General features: G+C 60.6%; 18 protein-coding genes and 2 rRNA genes (1 of these 20 only partly in view). 12 read left to right on the top strand and 8 right to left on the bottom strand.

What is annotated here, in order from left to right:
- Both KP003_RS16115 and rrf read left to right on the top strand, forming a co-directional pair.
- Nucleotides 1-2478: ribosomal RNA gene (locus tag KP003_RS16115) — 23S ribosomal RNA — on the top strand; it begins 481 nt to the left of the window's first position.
- Nucleotides 2479-2601: 123 nt separating this feature from the next.
- Nucleotides 2602-2718 (top strand): 5S ribosomal RNA (gene rrf, locus KP003_RS16110).
- A 129-nt stretch (nucleotides 2719-2847) separates the two neighbouring features.
- Here the strand turns inward: rrf and KP003_RS16105 are convergent.
- Complete coding sequence (locus KP003_RS16105; RefSeq protein WP_217299895.1) at nucleotides 2848-4374, bottom strand: radical SAM protein; 1527 nt, start codon at nucleotides 4372-4374, stop codon at nucleotides 2848-2850.
- A gap of 235 nt (nucleotides 4375-4609) precedes the next feature.
- On the opposite strand from KP003_RS16105, the gene ung reads away from it, so the two are divergent.
- Nucleotides 4610-5302: a uracil-DNA glycosylase gene (ung, locus tag KP003_RS16100; protein WP_216499930.1), complete on the top strand. Its 693-nt coding sequence runs from the start codon at nucleotides 4610-4612 to the stop codon at nucleotides 5300-5302.
- A 65-nt stretch (nucleotides 5303-5367) separates the two neighbouring features.
- On the opposite strand, the gene KP003_RS16095 is transcribed toward ung, so the two are convergent.
- Nucleotides 5368-6966 (bottom strand): methyl-accepting chemotaxis protein, encoded by a 1599-nt coding sequence (locus KP003_RS16095; protein ID WP_217299894.1) that lies wholly within the window; start codon nucleotides 6964-6966, stop codon nucleotides 5368-5370.
- A 299-nt stretch (nucleotides 6967-7265) separates the two neighbouring features.
- Between KP003_RS16095 and KP003_RS16090 the strand changes: the two genes are divergently transcribed.
- The gene (locus KP003_RS16090; protein WP_216499932.1) at nucleotides 7266-7568 is read left to right on the top strand and encodes a hypothetical protein; all 303 of its coding nucleotides are present in this window, start codon (nucleotides 7266-7268) and stop codon (nucleotides 7566-7568) included.
- Between the two features lie 79 nt (nucleotides 7569-7647).
- Here KP003_RS16090 and KP003_RS16085 read toward each other — a convergent pair whose 3' ends face one another.
- Genes KP003_RS16085 through KP003_RS16075 form a run of 3 tightly spaced genes read right to left on the bottom strand, consistent with a single transcriptional unit; the run spans nucleotide 7648 to nucleotide 10994 of the window.
- Nucleotides 7648-9807 (bottom strand): ATP-binding protein, encoded by a 2160-nt coding sequence (locus KP003_RS16085; RefSeq protein WP_216499933.1) that lies wholly within the window; start codon nucleotides 9805-9807, stop codon nucleotides 7648-7650.
- Complete coding sequence (locus KP003_RS16080; RefSeq protein WP_216499934.1) at nucleotides 9794-10669, bottom strand: HDOD domain-containing protein; 876 nt, start codon at nucleotides 10667-10669, stop codon at nucleotides 9794-9796. Before KP003_RS16080 ends, KP003_RS16085 begins: the two co-directional genes overlap by 14 nt.
- On the bottom strand, nucleotides 10659-10994 hold the full coding sequence (locus tag KP003_RS16075; protein ID WP_239027673.1) for a hypothetical protein: 336 nt from the start codon (nucleotides 10992-10994) through the stop codon (nucleotides 10659-10661). Before KP003_RS16075 ends, KP003_RS16080 begins: the two co-directional genes overlap by 11 nt.
- Before the next feature lie 223 nt (nucleotides 10995-11217).
- Here KP003_RS16075 and KP003_RS16070 point away from each other — a divergent pair, with 223 nt between their 5' ends.
- Both KP003_RS16070 and KP003_RS16065 read left to right on the top strand, forming a co-directional pair.
- A complete protein-coding gene (locus tag KP003_RS16070; protein ID WP_216789185.1) occupies nucleotides 11218-12144 on the top strand; it encodes a DMT family transporter in 927 nt (308 codons plus the stop codon).
- 78 nt (nucleotides 12145-12222) lie between these two features.
- Nucleotides 12223-13008 (top strand): Fpg/Nei family DNA glycosylase, encoded by a 786-nt coding sequence (locus KP003_RS16065; protein ID WP_217299893.1) that lies wholly within the window; start codon nucleotides 12223-12225, stop codon nucleotides 13006-13008.
- Here the strand turns inward: KP003_RS16065 and KP003_RS21575 are convergent.
- A complete protein-coding gene (locus KP003_RS21575; protein WP_239027562.1) occupies nucleotides 12947-13324 on the bottom strand; it encodes a hypothetical protein in 378 nt (125 codons plus the stop codon). The genes KP003_RS16065 and KP003_RS21575 overlap by 62 nt on opposite strands.
- Before the next feature lie 615 nt (nucleotides 13325-13939).
- Between KP003_RS21575 and KP003_RS16055 the strand changes: the two genes are divergently transcribed.
- The 5 genes from KP003_RS16055 to aroC all read left to right on the top strand — a co-directional run bounded on the left by KP003_RS16055 (nucleotide 13940) and on the right by aroC (nucleotide 20006).
- Nucleotides 13940-14422: a hypothetical protein gene (locus KP003_RS16055; RefSeq protein WP_239027561.1), complete on the top strand. Its 483-nt coding sequence runs from the start codon at nucleotides 13940-13942 to the stop codon at nucleotides 14420-14422.
- Nucleotides 14423-14425: 3 nt separating this feature from the next.
- The gene (locus KP003_RS16050) at nucleotides 14426-14953 is read left to right on the top strand and encodes a YMGG-like glycine zipper-containing protein (RefSeq protein WP_216499941.1); all 528 of its coding nucleotides are present in this window, start codon (nucleotides 14426-14428) and stop codon (nucleotides 14951-14953) included.
- 169 nt (nucleotides 14954-15122) lie between these two features.
- Nucleotides 15123-16673: an apolipoprotein N-acyltransferase gene (lnt, locus tag KP003_RS16045; RefSeq protein WP_217299891.1), complete on the top strand. Its 1551-nt coding sequence runs from the start codon at nucleotides 15123-15125 to the stop codon at nucleotides 16671-16673.
- A 102-nt stretch (nucleotides 16674-16775) separates the two neighbouring features.
- Nucleotides 16776-18908: a glycogen debranching protein GlgX gene (gene glgX, locus KP003_RS16040; protein WP_217299890.1), complete on the top strand. Its 2133-nt coding sequence runs from the start codon at nucleotides 16776-16778 to the stop codon at nucleotides 18906-18908.
- Between the two features lie 15 nt (nucleotides 18909-18923).
- A complete protein-coding gene (aroC, locus tag KP003_RS16035) occupies nucleotides 18924-20006 on the top strand; it encodes a chorismate synthase (RefSeq protein WP_216499944.1) in 1083 nt (360 codons plus the stop codon).
- Between the two features lie 3 nt (nucleotides 20007-20009).
- Here the strand turns inward: aroC and KP003_RS16030 are convergent, their stop codons facing one another.
- Together KP003_RS16030 and KP003_RS16025 are read right to left on the bottom strand one after the other, a co-directional pair.
- Nucleotides 20010-20441 (bottom strand): hypothetical protein, encoded by a 432-nt coding sequence (locus tag KP003_RS16030; protein WP_216499945.1) that lies wholly within the window; start codon nucleotides 20439-20441, stop codon nucleotides 20010-20012.
- Between the two features lie 3 nt (nucleotides 20442-20444).
- Nucleotides 20445-20894 (bottom strand): hypothetical protein, encoded by a 450-nt coding sequence (locus KP003_RS16025; protein ID WP_216499946.1) that lies wholly within the window; start codon nucleotides 20892-20894, stop codon nucleotides 20445-20447.
- 219 nt (nucleotides 20895-21113) lie between these two features.
- On the opposite strand from KP003_RS16025, the gene KP003_RS16020 reads away from it, so the two are divergent.
- The gene (locus KP003_RS16020) at nucleotides 21114-21629 is read left to right on the top strand and encodes a DUF1440 domain-containing protein (protein ID WP_216499947.1); all 516 of its coding nucleotides are present in this window, start codon (nucleotides 21114-21116) and stop codon (nucleotides 21627-21629) included.
- Nucleotides 21630-21676: the final 47 nt, after the last annotated feature.

The following is a 21676-nucleotide window of genomic DNA, read 5'->3' as shown; positions in this document are numbered from 1 at the left end:
TCTGACCGATAGTGAACCAGTACCGTGAGGGAAAGGTGAAAAGTACTCCAATGAGGAGGGTGAAATAGAACCTGAAACCGTATGCCTACAAGCAGTGGGAGCACTATGGAGCAATCCAGTGTGACCGCGTGCCTTTTGCATAATGAGTCAGCGAGTTACCCTCAGCAGCGAGGTTAAGTTCATAGAACGGAGCCGCAGCGAAAGCGAGTCTTAATAGGGCGAATTAGTTGCTGGGGGTAGACCCGAAACCGGGTGATCTATCCATGTCCAGGGTGAAAGGAAGGTAACACTTCGTGGAGGCCCGAACCCACTGGCGTTGAAAAGCCAGGGGATGAGGTGTGGATAGGAGTGAAAGGCTAATCAAACTCGGAGATAGCTGGTTCTCCCCGAAATATATTTAGGTATAGCCTCACAAAGTAAGTAGCGGGGGTAGAGCACTGGATGGGCTAGGGGCCTCACCAGGTTACCAAACCTAACCAAACTCCGAATACCGCTAACTGTTATTGTGGGAGTCAGACTGCGGGTGATAAGATCCGTAGTCAAAAGGGAAAGAGCCCAGACCGCCAGCTAAGGTCCCAAAATCTATGCTAAGTGGAAAACGATGTGGAAATGCCCAGACAACCAGGAGGTTGGCTTAGAAGCAGCCACCCTTTAAAGAAAGCGTAATAGCTCACTGGTCGAGTGGGTCTGCGCGGAAAATGTAACGGGGCTAAGCATAGTACCGAAGCTGCGGATTTGATCCTTAAGGATCAAGTGGTAGGGGAGCATTGTGTAAGCCTGCGAAGGTCGACCGTGAGGACGGCTGGAGGTATCACAAGAGATTATGCTGACATGAGTAGCGAAAAACAAGGTGAGAAACCTTGTCACCGAAAACCCAAGGTTTCCTACGTAAAGGTAATCTGCGTAGGGTTAGTCGGTCCCTAAGGCGAGGCCGAAAGGCGTAGTTGATGGGAAACAGGTTAATATTCCTGTACCACCTGTTGTTGCGATGGGGGGACGGAGAAGGGTAGACGATCCTGGCGCTGGTTGTCCAGGTTTAAGGTTGTAGGCGGGAGAAGGAGGCAAATCCCTTTCTCCATTCAACGCTGAGAACTGATGACGAGGGGGTATCCCCGCAAAGTCGTCGATCCCATGCTTCCAAGAAAAGCCTCTAAGCTTCAGACAGCAGGTGACCGTACCGTAAACCGACTCAGGTGGGTGAGGATAAATGTCCTAAGGTGCTTGAGAGAACACTGGTTAAGGAACTCGGCAAAATGATACCGTAACTTCGGGAGAAGGTATGCCCTTTTTGGTGAAGGCGATTCGCTCGCACAGCTGAAGAGGGTCGCAGAGAAATGGCGGTAGCGACTGTTTACTAAAAACATAGGACTCTGCAAAGTCGCAAGACGACGTATAGGGTCTGACGCCTGCCCGGTGCCGGAAGGTTAAGGGGATTTGTTAGCCGCAAGGTGAAGCTTTGAACCGAAGCCCCGGTAAACGGCGGCCGTAACTATAACGGTCCTAAGGTAGCGAAATTCCTTGTCGGGTAAGTTCCGACCTGCACGAATGGCGTAACGATTTCCGCGCTGTCTCAACCAGTGGCTCAGCGAAATTGAATTCTCGGTGAAGATGCCGAGTACCCGCAGAAAGACGGAAAGACCCCGTGCACCTTTACTACAGTTTGACAGTGACATTCGAATAAGCTTGTGTAGGATAGGTGGGAGACTTTGAAGCTGGGACGCTAGTCTCGGTGGAGTCAACCTTGAAATACCACCCTGGTTTGTTTGGATGTCTAACCCAGGCCCGTCATCCGGGTCGGGGACACTGTCTGATGGGTAGTTTGACTGGGGCGGTCGCCTCCCAAAGAGTAACGGAGGCGCGCGAAGGTTCCCTCAGGCTGATTGGAAACCAGCCGTAGAGTGTAAAGGCATAAGGGAGCTTGACTGCGAGACCAACAAGTCGAGCAGGTACGAAAGTAGGTCTTAGTGATCCGGCGGTTCTGTATGGAAGGGCCGTCGCTCAACGGATAAAAGGTACGCCGGGGATAACAGGCTGATCTCCCCCAAGAGTTCACATCGACGGGGAGGTTTGGCACCTCGATGTCGGCTCATCGCATCCTGGGGCTGAAGTAGGTCCCAAGGGTTTGGCTGTTCGCCAATTAAAGCGGTACGCGAGCTGGGTTTAAAACGTCGTGAGACAGTTTGGTCCCTATCTTCTGTGGGCGTAGGATACTTGAGAAGAGTTGACCTTAGTACGAGAGGACCGGGTTGAACGTACCTCTGGTGTTCCAGTTGTTCCGCCAGGAGCAGTCGCTGGGTAGCTATGTACGGAAAGGATAACCGCTGAAAGCATCTAAGCGGGAAGCCTCCTTCAAGATTAGGTATCCCTGGGAGCAATCCCCTAAAGGCCCGTTGTAGACCACAACGTTGATAGGCCGGGTGTGTAAGTGCAGTAATGCATTCAGCTTACCGGTACTAATCGGCCGTGAGGCTTGACCATAAAAAATTCTTAGAGAGGGGGGTGGTTCTCCACCCCCCGATCATAAACTGCCAAAAATCCTACAGACACGAAATGCGATTGTGAGAAACATACTGCGATGGCGTAAGCCAAAGCTAAGAGTTTCTCTGTGGCTATGCCGAGAGGGTCACACCCGTTCCCATCCCGAACACGGAAGTTAAGCCTCTCAGGGCCGATGGTACTGCATTGGAAACGATGTGGGAGAGTAGGTCGCCGCAGGGAATTTAATAGAAAAAGCCCCGTCTGAAAACAGACGGGGCTTTTTCGCGTCCTGAGACGGACTTTTTGCCTGTGCCTCTTCGTTCCTGTTGACTAGGCAACTCCACTCTCAAGCCCCCGTTCGGGGCCTGCTTAGACCTTGCTCTCCCCCTGCAGCATGGGACATTGTGCAGGGGGCACCAACAGCGTCCCGGAGTTAAAATAGGCATCACGGAAACAGTATCCTGCTTTGCTCTGACACCTCGCCAGATTCTTGCAGTCGTAACATGCAGCTCCTTTCAGCTGTTCCGTCTTAGGGGTTGGGGAGTTCCGCAAGGGGTCACTGTTCCATACTTCGAGTATCGATGTCGCAGAGACGTCGCCTACGAACAGGGCTTCGTCTTCCGGAACGGTGTCGTAGAGCATCACTTTCCCGTCGGGAGTAATGGTCATGCTGCATTGTGCCCCAAAGGAGTGATCGCCTTCCCTCCAGCACCTCAGCTTCTCGTGAATTTCCGCATCCTCATCAGGTAGTGCGTTCACAGTTTCAGTAGCGACCTTCTGTATCGAGACAGTGTATTGGGGCGGTTCACATCCTATCGTCCTGAGGTCGATTTCAGGAAAGTCGATTCTGGCGTGACGGCACTGGTCGATGATGGAATTCCTGTCTTCATTGCTTAGGAATAAAGTTTCGTTTTTGCCGTGGGGGCTTCTGTTATAGGCCGCCACCGATATCTGACGCACCCCCATATCCTGCAACTCATCGACCCACTCGTAGATGTGTGGAGCAGTGAGAGCTGTCACCACAGCTTTAACCCTGACGTTGAAGCCTCTTTTCAACAAGTTCCTGATGCTGTGTACCGCCCTGTGGTAGTATCCCGGGCTGCCGGCCAGGTTGTCCGCCGTCGGCTCATTGGGGTCCATGTTCAGCTGCATCTCGCGCACGTATTGGTTGACCGGCTGGGTCATGCCGATGGAAACCAGCCTGTCTGCGATTTCATCGGTAATGTAGCACTTCGTGGAAAGAGCAAAGAGTATTTCTAGATCGATCAGTTCCTCTATCAGCTTCAACGCGTCCTTTCTAAAAAGCGGATCCCCACCGGATAGGGAAACCTGTTCGATCCCCATCGATTTTGCCTCACGCAAGAGCTCTTTCCAGCGCTCTGTTGACAAGAGTTTGCTCTCGGGGAGGCAGTGTCCTTTTGCAAAGCAGTACGAGCAGTTGGTATGACAATCATTGGAAAACATCAGGTTCAACGAAATAGGTACAGCTGGTCTTTCCTGCGCCTTCCATTTCGATGCCTTTACCGCGAAATCAAACGGGTCGATTCGTTTGACATAAGGTTCCAGTTCCCGAGTCATGTTGACAACGGCATCATCCTCCCCGTTCGCCGCCATGATGACCCTTGTAACGAACTCCTGCGACATTTCCTGCGATTCCAGGTCGAAGGCGTATTGGGCTATCATCGACAGGTGCCTGAAAGTCAGCCTGCCATCCATGAGTGCCAGAGTAGCGCCCATTTTAGGGGACAGCATGGAGCAGCGAGCCTGCTCCTGCTCGTAGCGGCATAGTAGTGCCCAATGACCATTTCGTTTCAGGCGCCAGTAAGGAGAAATTACGGGAACAGTGGTCTCGGTGATAGCCAGGTCCTTGCCCAAAACGGAACATTCTAGCGGCATGGTTTCCTCCTTCGAAATTCGCCTCTGTTTTTCAACCACACCAGTCTACTTCAGCATTAAAAGCTGTCAATGTTGTGGCGTGGGCAGTAACACAGCAACAAATGTTGCTCGGCGTGTCCACAAGGGCAACGGAGAGCTCATAACTGGGGGCGTTGGTAGATTGGGCTTGGCTCGCTGGGGAAGGGTATGCTAATTTCTTGCGTATTCCACGGATGAGGCATGCGGAGTTGCCACGATGTCGACAGAATCGCAGATACGGTTGGAGCCGAGTTGGAAATGCTGTCTTCTGGACGAGTTTGAGAAACCCTACATGCGGGACCTCAGAGAGTTCCTGCGCAAGGAGATGTCCAAGCGGAAGGTGATCTATCCGAAAGGGAGTGAATACTTCAACGCCCTGAACTCCACTTCCTTCGATAAGGTCAGGGTCGTCATCCTGGGCCAAGACCCCTATCATGGGCCGGACCAAGCTCACGGACTCTGCTTTTCTGTGCCGCACGGCGTCGAAACGCCCCCCTCTCTGGTGAATATATTCAAAGAGATACAGGCAGATCTGGGGCTTGCGCCGGCTGATTTCCGGCACGGCCACCTCAGGGCTTGGGCCGACCAGGGCGTTTTGCTCCTCAACAGTGTTCTGACCGTCGAGGCAGGGAGGGCTGCGTCACACCAGGGGAGAGGGTGGGAGGTTTTCACGGACCGGGTGATTGCCCTCTTGAACGAGAAGAAGGAGCACGTCGTATTCATGTTGTGGGGAGCCTACGCTCAAAAAAAAGGAGCCGTTATCGATGATGCACGGCACCTGGTCCTGCGCGCACCGCATCCTTCACCGCTGTCGGCGCACCGTGGGTTCCTAGGTTGCCGACATTTCTCAAAGGCAAACGCCTACCTTGTGCAGCATGGCTTGGACCCGATCGACTGGCGCCTGTCCTGACCACTTCAAAAAAAACGGCCCGAGCATGTGCCGGGCCGTCCGTGTATCTTCGCTACAGTTTGTCTCTAATAGCTGAACTTGCTGATCTGCCCCTTGAGGTTTGCCGACAGCGCGTTCAATTTGTCGGCCGTGGTCATGGATTCACGGTTGGCCCTGACCGTTCCCTGAATGATCCCCGTTATCTGGTGGACGTTGTTGCTGATCTCACGGCTGGTAGCGCTTTGCTCCTCGGCCGCAGTAGCGATTTGTCCTATCTGCTGGGTCACCTCGCCGATCTGTTTTAGGATCCCTTCGAGACTCTGCCCCGACTTCACCGAGTCCTCGGCCCCCTTGGCCGCTTCCCTTGCGCTTTCCTGCATCACTTGCACCGCTCGTGTGGTCTCGTCCTGAATGGAACGGATATTGATCTCGATTTCCTTGGTGGCATGGGTGGTCCGCTCGGCCAAGTTGCGCACCTCATCGGCGACGACGGCAAAGCCGCGCCCCTGTTCGCCGGCCCGGGCCGCCTCGATTGCCGCATTGAGGGCCAGCAGGTTGGTCTGGTCCGCGATGTCCTGGATGGTGTTGATGATCTCACCGATCTGCTGAGACATGGCCCCGAGGCTGCTCACGCTTTCGGAGGTGAGGCGCACCTTCTCGTTGATGAGCTGCATGCCGCGTATGCTCCGCTCGACGTCGGCGGAGCCAATGGTGGCCATGTCACAGGCGCGTTGCGCGCTTTCCACCGCCTGCAGGCAGTTCCTGGAAATGTCTGCGGAGGTCGCGGCCATCTCCTCCCCTGCAGTCGAAACCGTTTCGGTCTGGCCCGCCACTTCTTCCGTGGTGCGCGCCAACTGTTCGGTGCTGTGATGCAGTTCGGAACTCGCCTCCGTAACGGAGTTGGCATTTTCCGCAACCGTCTGGACGATCGCGTGCACCCTCTCGATGAACAGGTTGAAGTACCGGCTCGCCGTTCCTATCTCGTCCTCGGACTCGGCCAGGCGCCGGGTGAGATCCCCATCCCCCTCGGCAACGTGCTTAAGGGTCGCGATCAGTGCCCGCATCGGCTCGAGCGCCCTGCGCATGACCAGGAACGCGACCAGCGCCAGGAGTCCGGCCAACAGCACAGAGATGCCCAGGCTCAGGTACTTCAGATCATCAAAAACGGCGAGAAACTGCGACTTCTTATCCCCAACGAAAAGGGCGCCGATGACTTTCCCCTGGCTGTCAAGCAGCGGCAGGTAGGACGCAAAATGGGGGGTGCCCAGGATTTTGGCTTCGCCGATGTAAGCGGTAGCGCGGTCTATGACCGCTTCCCTGGCTGCTCCTTGCAGCGAGGTACCTACCGCCCGGCTGCCGTCACCCTTCTTGATGGTGGTGGCAACCCGGATGTCGCCCCGGAAGATGGTGGCTTCGCCTCCGAAGATATCCTTCATTTTGTCGGTCAAATCATTGCGACCATCGAGAACGGTGCCGTTTGCCTGCAGCTTGCCATTCACGACTGCGAATCCGGAGCCGTTGGGAGCAACGAGCTCGCGGAAGGCCTTCGTACGTGAGGTGAGGCCGACGGTGACCTGGCGGGTGATCTCCTTCTTGATCACGTAAAGCGTGACTGCCGATGTCGTTATGGTGGCAAACAGGACGATGGCCACGTTCGCGATGAAAATCTTTTTGCTGATGTTCATTAATGTCGACCTCTTCTCACGGATGTGTAAAATTTGGTGCCGTCAATTTGTATTACATATCGGCTTAGGCACTAGAATATTTAGGGAATTTGAACGTGAAATTGTATACAGTATGCCGGCGGTCGCTCGAGCTTCTTTACCGCGGTTCACTGGCATAGTGGCATGGGAGTGATGTCTGAGGACAGAGACGGGCTGTGCTAGAAAAGCGGTGTTTGTGATAACGAAATTCAGTTGCAATCTTAGAGGGCGTTGCCTATATTGATAATATCCTGAATTGCAGTTGAAAAAGGAGGTTCGTCATGAAAGGTATTGTCAGGAAGTTGGGTTTCCTTGTTACCGTTACGCTCATATCCGCCCTTCCGGTGACTGCTGAAACAGGCATGGGGATGAACGGGGGTGATAATTTTCAGAAAGATGAATGCCTGCTGGTAGCACAAAACTGCCGAGACAGCGTTGATTCGCTGCAACAGAGGATCGACAGGCTCCATCGTGAGATCGGCAAAGGGACCAGCGTGTACACGCAGGAAGAACTGAGAAAACTGGAGTTCCAGCTCAAAGACGCCATCCAAACCATGGAAGTCCTGACCAGGGGCGGTGCGTAACTGAGCGTTGCAGAACAAAATCCGGATTTCAAGAAAATGGGGGCTGTGGGCTAAGCCTCCATTTTTTTGCCCCTGGTCTTTAGGGAGGCGCGGTCACTGCTACAAATGCCGCAAAAGCCTTCTGCAACTGGTCGAAAAGGGCGGGCAGTGGTGCTAGGTCCCGCTCCTTTGCGGCCTGTTCCATCTGTGCCGCTATCTTGCGCATGCGCGGCGCACCCATGTTGGCCGCCGTCCCGGCGATGGTGTGTGCCTTGAAATAGCAGGTCTCGTGGTCCCCCCGCTGTAGTGCTTCATTGAGCAGGCGAATGTGCTCGGTTACCGCTTCCACGAACTTTACGACGAACAGGCCCACCAGCTCCTCGTCGCCGTCCAGCCGCTCCAACAGGTCACCCAGGTCGAAATCGGGCTCCTCGCCTGTCGCGGGAGGCACCGACTCCGGTCCGGCGAAGACGTCGGACGGTTGCTCATCGCGCGCGACTTCGCTGCAGAGCTTCCTGATCACGGCGTTCAGTTCCTTCTCCCGCACGGGCTTGGAGATATGGCTGTCCATCCCGGCCTGGCGGCAGATCTCCACATCCTCCTTCATCGCGTTGGCCGTCATGGCGCAGATGTGCACCCTTTGTCCCGTTCCTTTTTCACGGCAGCGGATAATCCTGGTGGCCTCCAGCCCGTCCATGATCGGCATCTGCACGTCCATGAAAATGAGATCGTAAGGCGACCGGCCCCACTTCTCCAGCGCCTCCTCGCCGTTTGCGGCGCAGTCCACCTGGTGGTTGCCGGTCTTGGCGATGAGCTTCAAGGAGATGAGTAGGTTGATGGGAACGTCATCCACCAACAGTATGCGCAGCGGGCCGAGCGCCTCGACGGTCTGTTCTTCCGCGTCCTCTGTCGGCATCTCGCCGGGAAGCGGGAGCCGCGCCTGGAGGGTGAAACTGAATACGCTCCCCTCGCCAAGCCGGCTCTCCACACCGAGGGTGCCTCCCATGAGCTCCACGAGACTTCTGCTGATGGAGAGGCCGAGACCGGTGCCGCCGTAGAGCCGCGTGGTGGAGCTGTCGGCCTGGGAGAATTTCTCGAAGATGACATCCAGCGCCTGGGGCGCGATGCCGATTCCGGTATCCGCGACGGCGAACTTCAAAAGCACCCCTCCCGCCGTGTGCTCAAGGAGACGGCAACTGACGGTGATGGCCCCCTTGTGGGTGAACTTGAGAGCGTTCCCCACCAGGTTCCCGAGCACCTGGCCGATGCGCACCTGGTCCCCCACGACCAGCTGAGGCAGCCCCTGTCCCATCTCCAACTGGACCAGCACGCCCTTTTCCTGCCCGCGCAGGATGAAGGGCTGCAGGGACCGGGCGAGGAAGCGATGCAGATCGAACACGATCTTCTCGAGCGTGATCATGCCCGCCTCCACCTTGGATATGTCGAGGATCTCGTTGATGATGGTGAGCAGGCTTTCGGCACAGTCGGACAGCGACCCCAGGTAGTCCTGCTGCACCTGGTCAAGGGGCGTGTCCATGAGCAGCCGGGCCAGGCCGATCACGCCGTTCATCGGGGTCCGGATCTCGTGGCTCATGTTGGCGAGAAAGATGCTCTTCGCCGCGGTTGCCGCCTCGGCCTGTACCAGCGCGTGCTCCAGTTCGGTGGTACGCTGCTGTACCTTCAGCTCCAGGTTCTGCATGTGCTCCTGGAGCATGTCGTAGAGTTCGGAGTTTTCCACGGCGTAGGCGGTGTTGATCAGGATGCTGCTCAGCGCGTTCAGCGTCGAGACCTCGGTGTTCAGGTGATTTCCGGGCATGATGCCGGCGAACATCCCCCTGATGCGGCTGTTGGTGGCCAAGACGTGCAGCACCAGCGTCTCGCTGCCGGAGATGGTGGGTACCACGACCGGGTGGTTCTGGTTAAGCGCCCAGGCGAAGGTGCCGTCCTGCACCCTTGCCTCCACCTCTTTACGTACCGCAGCCTTGGCCTTCTCCGGCTCGCAGACCGTCAGATCAAAGGAGGAGTCCTCGTCTATGCCGAACATGGAGAGTGTCACGAATGGGATCAGCCGCCTCAACTGACCGAAGACGGCCTTGATGACGAAGGAGGACTCCTTGAGGCGATAGATGTCCGACTGGAAATCGCTGCAGGCGGTGAGGACGTCGAGAGTCTTCAGGTAGTTGAGGTTGCTCTCCTCGAGGAAGTTCACCCTTTCCTGGAGCTTGCGGATCTGGATGTCCCGCGCGTCATCGGGCGGCATCTTCCCCCCCGAAGAGTGCGGAAACAGTCTGTTCGTAGGTGGCATCGACCTGCTTCACCAGCGTCGGCAGGTAGAAGCTGGAGATCTGCAGCCGGTCCCAGACGCCCAGGTCCAGTTCCGGTACGAAAATCTCTCCGCTGTTGCCTATCTGCAGCGCGTGGGCGATCAGGTCGGCGAAGTGCAGGATGGCTCCCTCCCTCGGGTACTGGTCCCCCTTGCTGCTGTCGTGGTGGGTCCCCACCGGCTCGGCCACCCGCGGGGGGATCTTCCAGCGCTTGAGAAGGGCGCTGCCGACCTCGGCGTGGTCGAAACCGAGTTTCTCCCGCTCGGAGCGGTGCAGAAGAGATCCCGTCGCGCGGCATTCCTCCAGCAGTTCCAGGCAGATCTCGGGTATCTTGACGTACATCACCAGTCTCCCCACGTCGTGCAGGATCCCGGCCACGAAAAAGCGCTCCAGGTTGGACTCCCGCTGGCTGGTGGCCAGTATCCTGGAGGCGAGCCCGGTGGCGATGCTGTGCTTCCAGAACTGCTCCATGTTCACCAGGTCCTCGGGGATACCCTTGAAGACGTCCATGACCGAGAGGGCCAGGGCCAGGTCGCGCACCTGGAGGACCCCGATGATGGTGACGGCCTGGGTGATGGTGTCGATCTTGGAGAAGTAGCCGAAAAGCGGGCTGTTGGCGAGCTTGAGGATCCGTGCCGTGAGCCCCTGATCCTCGGCGATGATCTTCGCGATGTCGCCGATGGAACTGCGGGGATGATCGATCGCCTCGGACAGCTGCGAATAGAATAGGGGGAGGGAATGGATGGTGGATACATCCTCCACCATGTGTTCCACCGACAGTTGAGGCTTACGCAGCACGGCTCGCCCTCCTCTCGGTGCAGATGCGCATCAGCTCCTTTATGGCGGGATGCTCCGGATCGTTGTAGATGAACAGACGCTCCATTTCCGCCCTGGCTTCGGCGAGGAGCTCCGGGTCGATCTCCTGGCTCAGGGGGGGGGACGTCTCGACATCCTCAGCGACGGCTTCGCCGACCACCTCGACCTCGAGCACGCCCCACATGCGGAAGATGGAGAAATGCTTTTCGGTGAGCTCGGCGCCGGCGGGAAGGAGCATGCGACCGCTGCGGTCGCAGACGTTACGGCTTAGGACCATGCCGGGGGTAAGGTTGTCGATATGAACCACTGCCAACGCAAGGCCTCCTCTGGGGGGGGAGCTGGCTGCAACTGAGCCTGTTTTGATAGTATCGGCCGGCGGTAGATTTTACTTTAGGGAAGATAACGGTACCGCAAGGAGCTGTGAAGAGTTCATGCCGGTTCGCCGGCGGAAACTAAAATATATTTAAGTCAATGTCTCGCCGGCGTCACAAGAGTTGACATCTGCGGTCACCCCTGTCTTTAATATGCGGATGCAAAGATCACATCACGACGACCCTCGCTCATCCAAAGCGACCTTCTGGTTGATACTGACCACCGTCTTTTGGGGCGGCAGTTTCATCTTCAACAAGATCGGCTTTCGCGAAATCCCCCCGATCACCTTCCTGTTTTACCGCTTCGCGCTGGCGACGCTGCTCATGGGACTTTTGTGCCTACCGCGGCTGGGGCGTTTCAACTGGAGCACCTTCAGGACTGGGCTCGTGGTGGGGCTTGCCCTGGCGGCCACGAACCTCTCCTTCGTCCTCGGGGTAAGCGGGACCAGCGTTTCCCGCGCGGGATTCCTGAACAACCTGTTCGTGCTGCTGATCCCGCTGCTTTGCTTCGCCTTCTGGCGCGAGCGGCTGGACCGCTTGAGCGCCGCCGGGCTGGTGCTTGCCCTGGCGGGGCTCTGGCTGCTCGCCCGGGGGGGCGTCGACGGGTTCAACAAGGGCGACCTGCTGTCGACCCTGTGCGCGCTGTTCATCGCGCTGCACATCATCTCGGTGTCGAAGCTGCTACGGGACGAGGACATCTACCTGTTGAGTTTCGTGCAATTCGCAACGGTGGCCGTCGTCGGAGGGACCCTGGACCTGCTCTTTCCTTCGGCCCCCCTGTCCGTCACCTGGGTCTCGCTCGGGTCGCTCATCTACTGCGCCATCTTCCCGACCGTGATCTGCTTCACCCTGCAGAACACCTACCAGCGCTACACCACCCCCACCAAGGCGGGACTCATCTACACCATGGATCCGGTCTGGAGCATGCTCGGGGGGACGCTGCTTCTGGGTGAGAGGCTGACCGCCGAGGAGTGGACCGGCTGCGCCTTGATCTTCGCCGCCGTGGTGCTCCCCCTGTCCGTCAAGCGCCTGCGCGAGCGGCAGCTCGGGATCGACTACCGCGCCGAGGGTGCTGCTGCCGACTGATCCCTCGCCCCTGGGCGTTGACATCGCGCCGTTGCGGGCTACGCTCACCCCGTGATCTTCTCCCCTTCAGGAGGAACCATGCCAGAACTGCCCGATCTCACAATCTACGCTGACAATCTGAACAAGGCCTTGGCCGGCAAGAAAGTTCGCAGGGTGGAATACCACCAGAGGGGGCAACTCAACGTTTCCGATGCCGAACTATCCTCGGCCGTTGCGGGAGCAACGCTCGCCGGCGTGGAAAGAGCCGGGAAGCAGGTCGCCTTCCGGTTCGGCAACGGGACCGTTTTGCGGGTGCACCTGATGCTGACCGGCGGCTTCGTCCTGACCGACTCCGGCCAACTCGACCGCCTGCGCTACCTAGTGCTTACCGTAACCTTCGACGACGGCTCCGTCCTTGCCGTCAGCGACGAAAAGGGATGGGCCAGCGTCGCCCTCAACCCCGGCGATGAGAGGGACGCACCCGACGCCCTTGACTTGACGGTCGACCAGTTGCAGCAGCTCTGCCGGAAGAAGCCGAGGACCCTGATCAAGCCGCTGCTGCTCGACCAGGCACTCATCGGCGGTATCGGCAACGCCTACGCCGACGAGATACTGTGGGCCGCGCGCATCTCCCCTAAGTCCCCAGCCGGCAAGCTCCCTCCAGAAGCGGTCCGGGCCCTGGCGGCCGCCATCCCGCAGGTGCTCGAAGATGCCATCGCCGAACTGAGGAAGCGCCACCCGGACATGGTCTCGGGTGAGTACCGGGAGTTCCTGAAGGTGCACCGCCCCGAGCTGAAAACCTCGCCTACCGGTGCCAGGATCATCAAGGAAAACGTGCAGTCCAAGCGAACCTACTACACCGAGGAACAGCTGCTGTACCAGTAACGGCGCTCCTTTGTGCTGTCCCCCGGGGGAAGACCTGGCCGCCGTTGACCTGTTTTGGGTGGGGGAGCGGCGGGTAGGGGAACAGGTTCCTGGACCTGATCTCCGCAGGGGGGAGCGCCGCCAGCTTCTCCCAGGAAGTTCCCTCCCCCAGGCGCGCGGTGGGGCCGACGGCGACCGGCTTGCCGCGCGACATCCTGACGTCCGGCGACAGCCTGGGGCGCAGGTCGTAGCGCGATTCAAGCAGGCGTCGCTGCGTCTCCATGACCTTGGGTTTTTCCGCCACATCCTTCTGGCGCACCTCCTGAAAGGTCGTCATCGGCTTCTTGGCATCCAGCGGGTCGCGGTAGAACTCGAAGCCAAGGGTCTTCCCCTCGTCGGGCTGGTTCCTGAAAGCGGTTGACGAGGGCTCGGCCTTGGTCGCGCTGAAGAGGTCGGACTGGTCGTGGTTTCCCTTTTGCTGCTCCGGGCGGTTTTGGGGGACATCCCGCGGGGTCTGGGCTTCCTGGACCGCGTCCGGCGGGGCACTGCGGGGCGCGTGCCCTCCGCGGTCCAGGAGTTGACCGCGGGAAGAATCAGAGCCGCTGCAAGAAAGAGTGATGACACCACCGTTGCATCTTTTCTCATACGTAGCTCCTTTGTGTCTGGAATATTTGAACTCGCTAATTTTTCCACAGTCGGCGGATAAGTCAAACCGGTTCGGATGGGGCCCGGACAGGGGCGGTGCTGTATCCAGCCTCACCCTTTGCCGTGGCAGGGTGGCATTGACAGGGCAAGCGTGGGCGGGTATCTTGGCTCTGGGTTAGCTTTTGCAGATATTGAAGCCTGGGAGTATACTGAAACAGTTGCGAAACGCCCCTTAAAGGAGGGCTAAGTCATGAGGGAAATCCGGATCAGTGCCCTTTTCATTTCGTTGTTTGCGGCGGCTGTGTCAATGACGGGTGCCGTTACGACAAGCTACGCAGATTCCGGCGCGCGCGGCGAAGCTTTCACCCGTGGAGCCGGTCGAGGCGGCGAGGTCGTGGGCCGGGCGGCAGGGCGCGGTGGCACCACCTACAGCCGGGGCTACAGCCGCGGCGGCTACAGCTACGGTGGCCACAGGGACGGCGGGCACTTCTCGGGCAGTGTCTATATCGGCCCGGGCTGGGGCTACTGGGATCCATTCTTTTACCCGTACTACTACCCGTACCCCGCATACCCGTACTACTACAACCCTCCGACCGTCGTGGTGCCGCAGGAGCCGCAGGAGTACATCTCCCCGGACACCGGGACCGGTGAGGAGCAGACCGGCTATTGGTATTACTGCCGCAAGCCGGAAGGTTACTACCCGTACGTGGAGCGTTGCCCCAGCGGCTGGATGAAGGTGGTACCCAACACGACACCTCCCGCTCAGCCAGAGGAAGATAAGGAGGATTGACAGATGATGAAGACCAGGACAGCAGTTTGGTCGCTGATCGCCTTCCTGGTGCTTGGTGGCTGTGTCACCATGCCCACCGGGCCAAGCGTGAGGGTGCTGCCGACCCCCGGGAAGTCGTTCGAGCAGTTCATGGCCGAAGACGCACTCTGCCGCAGGTACGCCGAACAGCAGCTCGGTATGAGCCCGCAGGACACGGCAAACCAGAACACCGCCACCAGCGCAGTCGTGGGGACGGCCATCGGTGCCGGGGTGGGCGCGATGTTGGGCGCGGCCAGCGGCAACGCAGGTGCCGGTGCGGCGATCGGCGGCGGTACTGGCCTTCTCTTCGGCGCGGCAAGCGGCTCCGAATCAGGTCGGGTCTACGGCTACGAGGCCCAGCGCCGCTACGACAACACCTACGTGCAGTGCATGTACGCCAAGGGGAACCAGATCCCGGGATCGGTGCGCAAGGCGCGCCGGGCCAGGCCGTACACCCCGCCCCCCCCTCCCGACATGTACTCGGTTCCGCCGGATTACTATCCGGAGCGTTGAAAGTAAATGGGGCGCCTTCCCGGGCGCCCTTTCTTATGGGCGGCGGTGCAGCCCGGTCCCTGCTCCCCTGTTGGATTGAGGTTATTAAGCGGCTGTGGTATCGTGCCAACCTGCGCAAGCCGCGGGTGCGCCACCCGCGGTTGCAGTTTTTCAGACAAGAGGTCCATTCTTGACAACTTCCGCAAACTTCAAGTTCCTGCTGCCGTGGGGTGCCGCCGTGGCCAGCGGCGTCCTCATGTTCCTCGGTTACGCCGGTTTCGACCAGTTTTACCTCGAGTGGTTCTTCCTGGTCCCCCTGCTTTGGGCGCTGCGGGGGCAGCGCCCGGCGCGCGCCTTCTGGCTCGGCTGGCTGGCCGGCATCGTGGGGCACGGCGGGGGCTTCTACTGGATCATCCAGATGTTCCAGCAGTTTGCCGGCGCCCCCTTTATCGCCGGTGTCTTCGGTCTGCTGCTCCTTGCCGCGGCCAACGGCATAGTGCTGGCGGCATGGGCCTGGGGAACCCGGCTGCTGACCCGCGACAGGCAATGGTACGTGCTCTGGGTGGCACCGGTCCTTTGGACGGCGATCGAGAAATTCTGGCCGGAGGTCTTCCCCAACTACCTGGGGGCGAGCCAGTACCGCATCTCGCACCTGACCCAGATCGCCGACTTCTCCGGCATCCTCGGGGTCTCCTTCCTGGTGGTCTACATCAATGCCACCCTGTATTGGGCGACGGTCAGCTGGCGCGAGCAACGGAGCGTGCCGTGGCGCGCAGTTTCGGCGCTGGCCGTTACGCTGCTGCTGGTGGCGGGGTACGGGGAGCTGCGCATCCGGGAGGTGGATGGAAAGCTTGCCACGGCGCAGAGGCTGACCGTCGGTCTGGTGCAGACCAACCGGGGCGCGGCCGACAATCACCTGGCGGTCGACCTCATGCAGAAGGAGCATCGCGACCTGTCCCGGGAGTTGGTGGCGGCACAAAAGCCCGACCTCGTGGTCTGGCCCGAAGGGGTGCTGAGCGTGAGCCTCTCCTCCCGCGAGGGGAGCCTGCCCACGTGGGCTCTGGGCGACCTGCAGACCCCGCTCCTCTTCGGGAGCTGTCTCCGCATCGACGAGGAGGGGGAGACCCGCTACTGCAACAGCGCCCTTCTGGCCGACGGCTCGGGGCGCATCCTGGGAAGCTATGACAAGACGGTGCTGGTTCCCTTCGGCGAGTACATACCCTTCGGCGACGTCTTCCCGCAGCTCTACGCCTGGTCCCCCTACAGCGCCAAGTTCTTCTCCGGAAGGAGCACCGAGCCCCTGAAGCTGGGGAACCACCTCCTGTCGGTGAGCATCTGCTACGAGGACATCTTCCCCACCCACATCAGGAAGCTGATGCGTGGCGGGCGCGAGGGACGCACACCGGCGGTGATGTTCAACCTGACCAACGACTCCTGGTACGGCAAGTCGGTCGAGCCGATGGAGCACCTGGCGCTGGCGAGCTTCCGTTCCATCGAGAACCGCCGCTCCCTGGTGCGGGTCACCAACACCGGCATATCGGCATTCGTGGATCCCGTCGGCCGCATCGTCAGCCGCACCGGGGTCTGGACCCGCGAGGTCCTGGTGGACCGGGTGCCGCTTCTGGAAGGGGGGACGCTGTACGGGGCGGCGGGAGACTGGATCGGCTGGCTCTGCGCCTTCATCTCGGCGTGCGGGATCGCCGCAGCGACTGTTTCTAAAAAAGCGCGCGCCTCCGTTTGACTGAAAAACATAATCATCTATAGTCTCACTGGGTAAAAAGCGCAGTTACAGCCCACCTCACAGAGAGCGCGTTCAGGCTATGTGATCGGTCGGAAGGAAACAATGGCGAGAACGACTGGAAGAGCAGGCACGAGAAACGGCGAGCTTCCCAAGGGAAATACCTCGCCGCTGGGCGCCACGGTGACCCGGGGAGGGGTGAACTTCAGCGTCTTCGCCAGGGACTGCACCGGGGTAGAACTGCTCCTCTTCGACGACGCCAACGACGCCACCCCCTCCCGCGTCATCTCCCTCGATCCCAAGTGCAACCGCACCTACCACTACTGGCACATCTTCGTCCCCGGTATCGGCCCGGGCCAGCTCTACGGCTACCGCGTGGCCGGCCCTTTCGAGCCGCAACGGGGACGGCGCTTCGATCCGGGGAAGGTGCTCATCGACCCCTACGGCCGCGCCGTCGCCGTTCCCGACGGGTACCGCCGTGGCGACGCCTGCCTTCCCGGCGACAACGCGAAGAGCGCCATGAAGAGCGTGGTGGCGGACCCGCGCGGCTACGACTGGGAAGGGGACCTGCCGCTCAAGCGCCCCTACACGAAGACGGTCATCTACGAGATGCACGTGGCCGGCTTCACCAAGCACCCCTCCTCCGGCGTCGCCGAAGGAAAGCGCGGCACCTACGCCGGCCTCGTGGAAAAGATTCCCTACCTGAAGGATCTCGGCGTCACCGCCGTGGAACTCCTCCCGGTATTCCAGTTCGACCCGCTCGACGCCCCCCTGGGGCTGCGCAATTTCTGGGGCTACAGCCCGGTCTCCTTCTTCGCGCCGCATGCCGCCTTCAGCTCCAAGAAGGGGCCGCTGGGGCCGCTGGACGAGTTCCGCGACATGGTCAAGGCGCTGCACAAGGCGGGCATCGAGGTGATCCTGGACGTGGTCTACAACCACACCTCGGAGGGGGATCACAAAGGCCCCACCTTCTGTTTCCGCGGCTTCGCCAATGATGTCTACTACTCCCTCGCCGCCGACGGAAGCTACATAAACCATACCGGCTGCGGCAACACGCTGAACGCCAACCACCACGTGGTGCGCCGGCTGATCATCGATTCCCTGCACTACTGGGTCAAGGAGATGCACGTCGACGGCTTCCGTTTCGACCTCGCCTCCATCCTCTCCCGCGACGGTCAGGGGCGTCCGCTCAAGAACCCTCCCATCCTCTGGGACATCGAGTCCGATCCTGCGCTGGCGGGGATCAAGCTCATCGCCGAGGCCTGGGACGCCGGCGGCCTGTACCAGGTGGGGAGCTTCATCGGCGACAGCTGGAAGGAGTGGAACGGCGAGTTCCGCGACGACGTGCGCCGCTTCCTCAAGGGGGACGAGGGGGTGGTGTCCCGCTTTGCGGCCAGGATGCTGGCAAGCCCCGACATCTACGGCCACCAGGAGCGCGAGCCCGAGCAGAGCATCAACTTCGTCACCTGCCACGACGGCTTCACCCTCAACGATCTGGTCTCCTACAACAAAAAGCACAACGAGGCCAACGGCGAGCAGAACCGGGACGGCTCCGACGCGAACCTGAGCTGGAACTGCGGCGTCGAGGGACCGACGTCGGACCCGGCCATCGAGGCGTTGCGCAACCGTCAGGTGAAGAACTTCATGGCGGTCACCCTGCTCGCGCTGGGGACTCCGATGATCCTGATGGGGGACGAGATGCGCCGCACCCAGCGCGGCAACAACAACGCCTACTGCCAGGACAACGAGCTGGGGTGGTTCGACTGGGACGGGCTGGCGGTCCACCCGGGCATCTATCGATTCACCAGGGAGCTGATCAGGGCGCGGCTCAGGCAGGGCGACACCTCCTCGGAGACGCTCACGCTAAACCAGCTCCTCGGGCAGGCGCGCCTTGAGTGGCACGGCGTCCACCTCGGCACCCCGGACTGGAGCTACCAGTCGCACAGCATCGCCCTCACCGTGTGGAGCGCCTCGAAACACCTGGTGTTCCATTACATGGTCAACGCCTACTGGGAGCCGCTCAGCTTCACCCTCCCCCCGCCGAGAAGGCTTCCCGGCGGCGCCTGGCACCGCTGGATCGACACCTCGCTGGCATCCCCCGACGACATCACCCCCTGGGACGCGATCCCGGTGGTCGACGGCGACAGCTACCGGCTCCCGCCGCGCAGCCTGGTGGTGCTGGTGGCAACGCGTCACCCGAGAAATTCCTCCCGGCCGGTTGCCCCGGCCGCTCCGTGAGGGGAAGGAGCTGATATGTCCTCCGTGTTCGGTACCCTGTTCAGAGTTTCCACCTTCGGCGAGAGCCACTGTCCGGCGGTCGGCGCCATCGTCGACGGCGCGCCGGCGGGGATGTGCCTCTCCGAGTCCGACATACAGCCTCAACTGGACCGCCGCCGTCCAGGGCAGAGCGAATTGAGCACCCCGCGCGAGGAGGAGGACGTGGTCACCATCCTCTCCGGCGTCGAGGGGGGCGTCACCCTGGGCACACCCATAGGCCTCATGGTGCATAACCGCGACCAGCGCCCCGGCGACTACCAGGTGATGTCCCAGGTCCCCCGCCCTTCGCACGCCGACTACACCTACCAGGTGAAGTACGGCGTGCGTGCCTCCAGCGGCGGCGGTCGTTCCTCCGCCCGTGAGACCATCGCCAGGGTGGCGGCCGGCGCCATCGCGGAGAAGTTCCTGGCTGAGCGCCACGGCGTGGAGATCGTGGCCTGGGTGGACAGCGTGGGAGCGCTCGAAGCGGGGGACGTCGACTTGGAACGGGTTGATCGCCGGCAGGTGGACGCGCACCCGGTCCGCTGCGGCAACCCCGCCATGGCCCAGGCCATGGCCGACCTGATCGCCCAGGTGAAGAGCAGGGACGATTCCGTCGGGGGGACTGTCTGCTGTGTCTGCCGGAACCTCCCCGCCGGGCTGGGCGAGCCGGTCTTCGACAAGCTGGAGGCACTTTTGGCGCACGCCATGCTCTCCATTCCGGCGAGCAAGGGGTTCGAGATCGGTTCCGGGTTCAGCGGCAGCCGCATGCTGGGGAGCGCCCACAACGACCCCTTCGTGGACAAGGGGGGGCGACTGGGGACAGCGACCAATTACTCAGGAGGCGTGCAAGGGGGGATTTCCAACGGGGAGCCGGTCTACTTCCGGGTGGCCTTCAAACCTCCGGCAACGGTAGCCCTGCCGCAGAAGACGGCGCGCTTTGACGGCAGTGAAACGGTCCTGGAGGCGAAGGGGCGCCACGACCCCTGCATCGTCCCCCGGGCGGTACCGGTGGTGGAATCGATGGCGGCGCTGGTGTTGATGGATCTGTTGCTGCGGCAGGAATATCGGAAGAGGTAGGCGCTAGGGGGGGCAGGCTTGCCGGACCACCCGTCCCATGCGCGTGTCGTCCGGCAGGTACTCCCACTGGGTGGCTGCGGCAAGGTCGGTGGATTTCAGGATGGTCCCGTTCCGGTCCAGGTGGCTCGACGCCAGCAGGTGCCCCTCCCGCTCGGGGCAGTCGATCTCGTAGCTGTAGAGCGTCTCCTGGAGCAACGCCGACTCCGGCATCCCTTTCAGCAGCTTGATCGCTTCTTTTCTCCCCTCTTCGCTGTAGACCACCCGGGTCCTTACCTGGATCACCCCTTCGCGTACGGTCACATTGCTGTTTCTGTCGTAGTAGAAGCTGGACTGCCCGTTCTGGTCCATGAAAAGCCAGTCGGGCGGGGCGCACAGCGCCGTTGCCGAGTAAAGGGACGCCGCGCACAACGTGGCATGAAAGAGCCAGACCCGCATCGGTTACCCCCTCGAATCCGATTCCTCCGCCCGCAATTTCACCTTCTGCATCTCCGTTTCCAGGTCGGTCAGGATTTCCTCTTCCCCCCTCACCACCCCCTGGACCTTCAGGGACTTGCGCAGCAGGTCCAGGTCGTACTCCAGGTAGAGCGGGGCCACCGGGCTCTGCCGCGCCGATTTCACGATCTTCCTGACGATGAACCCGGTAAATTGCGGGTGCTCCAGCAGCTCGTGGCGCAGTTCGCCGTCGTAGGGGCGTGCCAGCACCCGTTCCTTGACCCTTTCCCCGCGGAGCGCCATCTCCGCGATGAATACCCCGGGCTCTTCCTCGGTGACCCGTGCCTCGGCCACCCCCTGTATGTAGCGCTCCGGGTGCTGCAGCCTGTCCATAAGCATGTTCCACAGCGTCTTGTGCTCGCAATGTACCACCACCTGCAGGGTGCGGACCAGCATGGGAGCCTCCTGATCGTGTCGTTGCGCTGCGGCCTGGGATCGGGCCGACCTAAGTATAAAACGCCCTCTTACATGGTCAAGCCCCGTGAACCCCGGAAACCCAAGGCTTGGGTGATGGTCGCGGCGAAATTGACAGCTGGGCTGCTGGGGCTACAATGGGAAAATTGTTCGGACCAGCGGCAAAATCAAACAACCGATACAGGCCCCAGGGAGGCTGTCATGTCCAAGGAAGGCGGTTTGCGGTCCCTGGCGGAAGGACACCCGGTGCTCGTGGCAATGGCGGCCGGCCTGGTTGCCGGTGCGGTGGCGGCCGTAAGCGACAGGATGTTGGACCCGTTGGTGACTCAAAAGCAGAAGAGGCGTGACCGGCGCGTGCGCGAGGCGCCGGCCCACCGGATGGCGGGCCCGCACTTCGGGGCGAAGCTCCTGGGGCGCAGGTTGGATGCGAGGGAGAAGAAGCGGGCCAGGGCTCTCTTCGGCGTTATCTACGGCCTGGGGTGGGGGGTGATTCACGGCAGGCTCACCGGGAGATATCCATTCCTTACCCGCTGGGGCGGTCTTCCCTTCGCCGTCCCCTTTTTCTTCGCCTGCGACGGCTTGATAGCGCCCAGCCTCGGCTTGTCCCCGCGTCTGGGGCGCATCCCCTGGCAGCCGAGCGCGAAGGAACTCGGTAATCACATCGCCTGGACCGCCGCCGCCGAGTTGGTGCACCGGGTGGCGGGGGTGAGATCTTGAGGTAATGGCGGCCGGGGCCGTGCCAGGCGACAGACTGCATGAAAAGA

It is taken from the genome of Geomonas diazotrophica (assembly GCF_019063885.1).
Lineage (GTDB): Bacteria > Desulfobacterota > Desulfuromonadia > Geobacterales > Geobacteraceae > Geomonas > Geomonas diazotrophica.
The sequence above is the reverse complement of the archived record's forward strand: the minus strand, read 5'-3'. Positions and strand labels throughout refer to the sequence as shown.